Below are 7,366 nucleotides of genomic sequence, written 5' to 3' on the forward strand. Positions count from 1 at the left end.
GAGCAGGGAGGGAGTTCGGGCCTCGCGAACCGCGGTGGGGGAGGAGAGCGCAGTGAGGACGGAACGGAGTGCGGGCGCGGGAGCCGGCGGGACATGCAGCGGCATGGTGGGTCGCCTCTCATTCAAAGGCACGGCGGCACGAGGGCGGGGGCGGACGGCGCTGTCAGCTCACGGGGGTCAGAGAGGCAGGGGCCGGGGTCTCAAGAACGAAGAGGGGGGTGGGGTCCGCCGAACATCGCCTCGACGGCATGACCCATCGACCGTGGGCGCCAACCTTCTGCCTTGTTCGCGGAGTTTATACGACACGGGTTCAGACTGTGTTTCGTCTAGCCGTTTCCGGTGAGTAGAACAAGGGTACATTCGGTCGGCGATACGCGAGAATTATCCCGGTTCGACGCGGGGGTGTGCGGCGATGACCTCGGCGAATGCCCCCGCGGCGGTCGGCCCATTCTCGTCGGCGTTTTTCACGAGTCCGCACAACCCGAAACCCCGGCCTCTGTGTCATGCCGAGTGAATGTGCCACCGGTCATACGTGACCAGCGTAGCGGTCGGCGGGTGCGTCCGGGACGTTATCGATCGCTTTCGCTGGGCATCCTCCACCTGACCGGGACCCCGGCGGCCGGATCTTCGGCCCCGCATCATCTGAGGAGGGACGCTTCGATGGGGGAGAAGGTCGTGGCAGGCCGGTTCGACCTGTCCGATCGCCAGCGCTACCGCGACAAGCTCCGTCGGTGTCTGACGGGCTTGGAGCGACTCCTGGCGGAGAAGCGGTTCGATCGCCCCAAGAACCTCATGGGGTTGGAGATCGAGTTGAATCTCGCGGGCGCCGACGGCATGCCGAAAATGTTGAACGCGCAAGTCCTGGAACGTATCGCGAGTCGTGATTTCCAAACAGAACTTGCCATGTTCAACCTGGAAGTCAACATTCCCCCACACCGCCTGGGCGGCCGGGTATTCGACCGGCTCGCCGAGGAACTCCGTACGTCGCTGGCATATGCCGACCGGAAAGCCGGCGAGGTCGACGCGGGAATCGTGATGATCGGCATTCTGCCGACCCTCGACCGGGACGACCTGGTGTCGTCGAACCTCTCCGACGTCGACCGCTACACCCTCCTCAACGACCAGATCGTGGCCGCCCGCGGCGAGGAGTTCACCCTCGACATCGCCGGCGTGGAGCACCTCAGCTGCACGTCCAAGTCCATCGCGCCGGAGGCCGCCTGCACCTCCGTGCAGCTGCACCTCCAGGTCACACCGGCCCGCTTCGCCGACGTGTGGAACGCGGCCCAGGCGGTCGCCGCCGCGCAGATCGCCGTCGGCGCCAACTCGCCCTTCCTCTTCGGCCGTGAGCTCTGGCGCGAGTCGCGGCCTCCGCTGTTCCAGCAGTCCACCGACACCCGTCCGCCCGAACTCCAGGCCCAGGGCGTCCGGCCGCGCACGTGGTTCGGGGAACGCTGGATCACCTCGGCGTACGACTTGTTCGAGGAGAACCTGCGCTACTACCCGGCGCTGCTGCCGATCTGTGACGACGAGGACCCGCTGGAGGTGCTCGACCAGGGCGGCGTACCGAGCCTCGCCGAGCTCGTCCTGCACAACGGCACGGTCTACCGCTGGAACCGCCCGGTCTACGGCATCGCCGACGGCGTCCCCCACCTGCGGGTGGAGAACCGCGTGCTGCCCGCCGGACCCACCGTCATCGACGTCGTGGCCAACGCCGCGTTCTACTACGGCGTCGTCCGCGCCCTCGCCGAGGAGGCCCGGCCGGTGTGGTCCCGGCTGCCGTTCGAGGCGGCCGCCGCCAACTTCGACGCCGCGTGCAAGGACGGCATCGACGCCCGCTTCACCTGGCCCCGGCGCGGCCGCTACGGCGGGACCACGCAGGTCGACGCCGTGAGCCTGGTCCGTGACGAACTGCTGCCGCTCGCCGAGGCCGGGCTGGACGCGTGGGGCGTGGAGCCGGCCGACCGCGATCTGTACCTGGGTGTGATCGAGGAGCGCTGCCGGCGCAGGGTGAACGGGGCGAGCTGGCAGGCCGCGACCTTCCACAAGGCGCTGGACGCGGGCCACCCGAGGGACGCCGCGCTGGCGGCCACGACCCGGCGCTATCGGGAGCTGATGCACAAGGGGGAACCGGTGCACACCTGGCCCGTGGGGTTGCCGGAGGAGGTGCCGTTGGGTTGATGCGCCGCCGGGCCGATGTCCTGCTGCCCTCATACTGATCCGACAGGTCGGTGAAGTGGAGGCAGGTGTGCAGGCGGAGGCGAGCCCGGTGGCCGACGATTCCATCCCCCAGCAGCGGCTCTCGTTGCCGACGCTCCGCAACGAGGCGCTGCTCGTGCTGGCGCTTTCGCTGGGGGCGAGCGGAGTCTCCGCCCTGATCAGCTTCATCGGCTCGGTCACCAAGCCCGGCGGGCTGAAGGACCAGGCGGCCACGATGAACGCCTCGGCCGCGCCCGGCCGTCCCTGGCTCGACCTGGCCTGGCAGCTCTTCGGGATCACCACCGCGCTCGTGCCCGTCGTACTCGTCGCGCACTTCCTGCTGCGCGAGGGCGCGGGCCTGCGCACCCTCGGCTTCGACCGCACCCGGCCCTGGCCCGACCTCGGCCGCGGGGCGGTGATCGCGGCGGTCATCGGCAGCACCGGAATCGCCTTCTACCTGGCCGCCCGGGGCCTCGGCTTCAACCTCACCGTGGTGCCCGAGGCGCTGCCCGGCGTGTGGTGGAAGTACCCCGTGCTGATCCTCTCGGCGATCCAGAACGCGGTGCTGGAGGAAGTCATCGTCGTCGGCTACCTGCTGCGCCGCCTCGGCCAGCTGGGGTGGACGCCGATGGCCGCGCTGGTGGGCAGCTCGGTCCTGCGCGGCTCGTACCACCTCTACCAGGGCATCGGCGGCTTCATCGGCAACATGGTCATGGGCGTGGTGTTCGTCTGCCTGTACCGCCGCTGGGGTCGAGTGGGCCCGCTGGTGGTGGCCCACTCGCTGCTCGACATCGGTGCCTTCGTGGGATACGCCCTGCTGGCGGGCAAGGTCGGCTGGCTGCCGACGGCGTAGACCCGGGGAGGGAGGTGTCTCAGGCCAGCAGCTCGCCCTCGATGACGGTGACCGCCCTGCCGGTCAGCAGGGTGCGGTCGCCGCGCAGCTCCGTGTGGACGCGGCCGGAGCGGGGCGAGGCCTGGAGGCCGGTTTCGTCTCATCGAAGATGAACCGGCGTGCTCCCCAGACCAATCCGGTAGCTCACTTCCACGGGTCGGTGAACGACCGGCCGGGCACCGGCTTGGCGATGAGCGCCACGGAGATGAAGAAGCTGACCTGGCCGATCGCGAACATCAGCGTGGCGAGCGCCTTGGGCTCATAGTGCTCGGCGGCCTGCGCATACAGCTCGTCGGAGACCCTCTCGCCGTCTGCGGACGGCTGGAGCACCGCTTCCACGAGTGCCAGCGCGGCACGCTCGGCACCGGTGAAGTAGGGCGAGTCCTGCCAGGACACCACGGACGTGATCCGCTCCTCCGGCTCTCCGGCCTTGCGCAGGAATCCCGTGTGCAGAACGGTCAGGTAGGTGCTGCCCACGATCTGACCAGCGCGCAGCTGGACCAGGCTGATCGTGGCGCGGGGCACTGAACCGTTGCCGGTGACCTTGAACAGGGCGGCCGACACATCCGCCAGCTCGGGGACGAGCTCCGCGGGGTCCTCGGACATCCGCGGAAGCATCGGGACCTCCGCCGTGATCGAACGAACTTCCATAGCCGTCTCCTACATCGGTTACCTGTGCCCGTCCGGGCCCGTCATCCCCATGACGGAGCGAATTCGAGGAAGGTAACAACATGTCCGACACCAGCCCGACGGACCCAGTGGCCGAGCTGTTCGAGGCACAGCGCGACCGTCTGCGCGCGGTTGCCCACCGCATGCTCGGATCGCACGCCGACGCTGAGGACGTGGTGCAGGAGGCCTGGCTGCGCCTCTCCCGTCAGGACACGGCGACCATCCACAACCTCGCCGGCTGGCTGACCACGGTGGTCGGCAGGATCAGCCTCGACGTCCTGCGATCGCGCCAGGCCCGCCCTGAGGCGTCCTACGACGGCAGGCTGCCCGAGCTCATGGTCACGGTCGACGACGGCCCTGCGCCGGAGGACGACGTGATGCTCGCCGACTCGGTCGGGCTCGCGCTCCTCGTCGTCCTCGAGTCGCTCGGGCCGAGCGAGCGGCTGGCGTTCGTCCTGCACGACCTGTTCGCGGTGCCGTTCGACGAGATCGGCCACATCCTCGGCAAGTCCACCGCCGCCGCCAAGATGCTTGCCAGCCGCGCCCGCAGGAAGGTGCAGGCGACTGAGCGGCCAACGGTCGTCGGACGGGAGCAGCGCGAGGTGGTCCAGGCCTTCCTGGCAGCGGCTCGCCGCGGCGACTTCGAGGGATTGCTGCGTGTGCTCGACCCCGAGGTGAGGCTGACCGCCGACACCCCCGAGGGTGTGGTCGTCATCCTCGGCGCCACCCAGGTCGCCGCCGGCGCGCAACTCTCCGCCGGCGCAGCCGCGCGGGAGCGAGCAGTGCTCATCAGCGGCCTTCCGGGGATCGTCTCTTGGCGCGAGGACGGCACCCCGCTCTCGGTCATCGCGTTCACCGTCGCCGAGGGCCGGATCGCTGCCATCACACTCGTGACCGACCCGGCCAGGCTCGCATCGATCGACCTGCCGGATCCGGTGTGAATCAGGACGCCAGGGTGGTGGAGGCCCCGGGGCACGTGACAACAGCAGCGCAAGGGGCACCAGCGGGGAGGCCGAGCCTGTCGCTGCCGGCCACTGGCGCGCACCGAGCCTGGCGAGGCGGGTTCTGACCTGGGTGATCAACCTTAGGTGAGACGAATGCCCCTGTTTGTCTTCGGTGAGAACCGCCGGACTTCACTGAGACAGGTCAGGGGGTTCGGGCCGCCCGGGCCTTGTCATGCGAGCGGTACCGATATATCGTTGAGGCATCGCGACAGATCAACGATGGAATGGAGAGTGTTTGCGATGCGTACTCACGGATTCGAGCACGGGCATGGCGGACCCCGTCACGGCGGCCGGGGCGGTTTCGAGGGGCTGCGTGCGGCCTTCGGGCCCTTCGGGCCGGGCGGTCCCGGCTGGGGCGGGCCCGGTGGCCCGGGGTTCGGTCCCGGGCACTGGGGTGGACGAGGGCGTGGCGGGCCGAGGGGAAGGGCGCGGCGCGGTGACGTACGGGCCTCGATCCTGGCCCTGCTGAAGGACCGGCCGATGCACGGCTACGAGATGATCCAGGAGATCGCCGAGCGCAGCGGCGGGGCGTGGAAGCCCAGTCCCGGCTCGGTGTACCCCACCCTCCAGTTGCTGGAGGACGAGGGGCTGATCGCGAGTGAGTCCGAGGGCGGCAAGAAGCTGTTCTCGCTCACCGAGGCGGGCCGCGCCGCGGCCGAAGAGGGGCCCGAGGCGCCCTGGGAAGAGGCCTCCCGCGGGGTCGACTGGGAGGCTCTCGGCGAGATCCGCCAGGCCGGCTTCGGTCTCATGGAGGCCTTCGGCCAGGTCTGGAAGACCGGCAGCAAGGAGCAGCGGGAGAAGGCGCTCGGCGTCATCAACGAAGCCCGCAAGAAGCTGTATCTGATCCTCGCCGACGAGGACTGACGAGGACTGAGGACGAGTGTCGTCCGAGTGTGGTGCTGGGCAGGCGCCCGTGGAGTGATCCACGGGCGCCTCGGCTTGTGCCGGGAGCGTCTCGCCGGTGCCCGGGGTGTCAGGTCACCAGGCCGTCCAGCCTGCGCAGCGACTCGTTCAGGGCGGCCGTGGCCGAGTCCTTGAGTTTGCCCGCCATCAGCGACACCGTCGCGCCCGCGAACTCGCCGTCGATGCGCACCGTCGTCGCGTCGCCCTCGGGCGTGAGGGTGTAGCGCGTCGCGACGGTCACGCCCATCGGGCCCTTGCCGCGGATGGCGAGCACGCGGGCCGGTTCCAGCGCCTCGACGGTCCACTCCACCTCGGCCGGGAAGTTCATGAGCCGCATGTTCTCCTGGAACCTCGCGCCTACTTCGAGAGGTTCCGGGCCGCCCGCCGGGAAGCTCGTGTGGGTCGCGTTCCACTCGCGGTACGCGGACCAGTCCGTGAGTCTGGCCCACACCTTCTCGGCCGGCGCCCCGATGTGTGACTCCGCGCTGACCTCGGCCATGCGACCACCTCTTCACGTCGGGCTGGATGTCGCGGAACGTAGCCGCGACGGCCGCAATGTTCAATACTGATGAACAGTCAGACGTTCCTTGGAGCGCCCGGTGAAACAGCCTGATGTCCTCCGTAAGGAGGAGATTCCGGCCGGCGACGTCCACTTTCTGTGGGACGCGAGAATGCTTCGCTCCGAGGATGACCCGGACCCTCGGGACTGATGAGGTAGAGGGTGTGCACCCCCGGATCCCCCGCCAGACGGCCCGTGAGCACGGCATCCACCGCGTGGAGAACGATGCCCGGCTCAGCGACGAGCTGGCGTCGGTGGTCACCGGTGCCCGCCGGAGAGCGGTCAGGGACGCGGACCGGCAGATCGACACGGCCCATTTGCTCCACTCGCTGCTGGAGTCCGACCCCGAGGCGCGTGCCGTCGTCGGCGACGGGCCGCAGATCGCGCGGCTGCTCGGCTATCTCGTCCAGCGCAGCATCGGCTACGGCCTGCGCTGGCAGAGCGGTGTCGAGGACTCCGGCGCCGCCCCCGTCGTGACGGAGACCGCGGGCTTCTCGCCGCTGGCCGCGGCCTCGATGGAGTACGCCTGCGAACGCGCCGCGCGACACGGCGGACCGGCCCGCGGCGTCGACCTGCTCGCGGCGATCGTCGTCGACTCGCAAGCGCGCGCGGTCGAGGTGCTCCGACGCGCCGGGATCGACCCGCACGCGGTCCTCGCCCGGCTCGACGGCTGGTCCGACCGGTCTCAGGAACGAATCGACCGGTCTCAGGAACGCGCCGACCGGTCTCAGGAGTGCGTCACAGGCGGCGAGGGCGCTTACTGACCGGTCCTTTGCGGAGCCGCTTGTCGCGTCCAGGCAGTGGGACAGGTGCCATAGGGGGTGACGCTCCTGTCATGGCCTGTCATCATGTGCCGGTGCGTACGTCTGACAGCAGCCCCAGCAGCCCCAGCAGGCACGGCAAGGGCGCGGGCCTCGGTCTCGCGCTCCTGTCCGCGGTCGCCTTCGGCGGATCCGGTGTCGCGGCCAAGCCGCTGATCGAGGCGGGCCTGGACCCGCTGCACGTGGTGTGGCTGCGCGTGGCCGGGGCGGCCCTGGTGATGCTGCCCCTCGCCGTGCGCCACCGCGCGCTGCTGCGCCGCCGCCCCGGACTGCTCGCCGGGTTCGGGCTGCTGGCCGTCGCCGGTGTCCAGGCCTGCTACTT

The 7,366-nt window shown here is 69.8% G+C and carries 8 protein-coding genes and 1 pseudogene; 6 read left to right on the forward strand and 3 right to left on the reverse strand.

Annotated elements, in window-relative coordinates; translation table 11 throughout:
* Positions 1 to 660: 660 nt before the first annotated feature.
* Together AOQ53_RS33285 and AOQ53_RS33290 are read left to right on the forward strand one after the other, a co-directional pair.
* Positions 661 to 2,178: a glutamate-cysteine ligase family protein gene (locus AOQ53_RS33285; RefSeq protein WP_059422962.1), complete on the forward strand. Its 1,518-nt coding sequence runs from the start codon at positions 661 to 663 to the stop codon at positions 2,176 to 2,178.
* A gap of 67 nt (positions 2,179 to 2,245) precedes the next feature.
* Positions 2,246 to 3,049, forward strand: a complete 804-nt coding sequence (locus tag AOQ53_RS33290) for a CPBP family intramembrane glutamic endopeptidase (RefSeq protein WP_059422964.1) — start codon at positions 2,246 to 2,248, stop codon at positions 3,047 to 3,049.
* Positions 3,050 to 3,068: 19 nt separating this feature from the next.
* Here the strand turns inward: AOQ53_RS33290 and AOQ53_RS46875 are convergent.
* Positions 3,069 to 3,182: pseudogene (locus AOQ53_RS46875) on the reverse strand (oxidoreductase); the annotation flags it as partial.
* Positions 3,183 to 3,232: 50 nt separating this feature from the next.
* A complete protein-coding gene (locus tag AOQ53_RS33295; protein ID WP_059422966.1) occupies positions 3,233 to 3,739 on the reverse strand; it encodes a carboxymuconolactone decarboxylase family protein in 507 nt (168 codons plus the stop codon).
* Positions 3,740 to 3,819: 80 nt separating this feature from the next.
* Here AOQ53_RS33295 and AOQ53_RS33300 point away from each other — a divergent pair, with 80 nt between their 5' ends.
* Together AOQ53_RS33300 and AOQ53_RS42015 are read left to right on the forward strand one after the other, a co-directional pair.
* The gene (locus tag AOQ53_RS33300) at positions 3,820 to 4,698 is read left to right on the forward strand and encodes a sigma-70 family RNA polymerase sigma factor (RefSeq protein WP_059422968.1); all 879 of its coding nucleotides are present in this window, start codon (positions 3,820 to 3,822) and stop codon (positions 4,696 to 4,698) included.
* Between the two features lie 303 nt (positions 4,699 to 5,001).
* Positions 5,002 to 5,625, forward strand: a complete 624-nt coding sequence (locus tag AOQ53_RS42015) for a PadR family transcriptional regulator (protein ID WP_078945617.1) — start codon at positions 5,002 to 5,004, stop codon at positions 5,623 to 5,625.
* 109 nt (positions 5,626 to 5,734) lie between these two features.
* On the opposite strand, the gene AOQ53_RS33310 is transcribed toward AOQ53_RS42015, so the two are convergent.
* A complete protein-coding gene (locus tag AOQ53_RS33310; protein WP_059422972.1) occupies positions 5,735 to 6,163 on the reverse strand; it encodes a type II toxin-antitoxin system Rv0910 family toxin in 429 nt (142 codons plus the stop codon).
* 224 nt (positions 6,164 to 6,387) lie between these two features.
* Between AOQ53_RS33310 and AOQ53_RS33315 the strand changes: the two genes are divergently transcribed.
* Together AOQ53_RS33315 and AOQ53_RS33320 are read left to right on the forward strand one after the other, a co-directional pair.
* The gene (locus AOQ53_RS33315) at positions 6,388 to 6,987 is read left to right on the forward strand and encodes a Clp protease N-terminal domain-containing protein (protein WP_408055214.1); all 600 of its coding nucleotides are present in this window, start codon (positions 6,388 to 6,390) and stop codon (positions 6,985 to 6,987) included.
* Between the two features lie 86 nt (positions 6,988 to 7,073).
* Positions 7,074 to 7,366 (forward strand): EamA family transporter (locus AOQ53_RS33320; protein WP_456293499.1); only part of this gene is annotated, 293 nt, incomplete at its 3' end.

It is taken from the genome of Streptomyces azureus (assembly GCF_001270025.1).
Taxonomy (GTDB): Bacteria; Actinomycetota; Actinomycetes; order Streptomycetales; family Streptomycetaceae; genus Streptomyces; species Streptomyces azureus.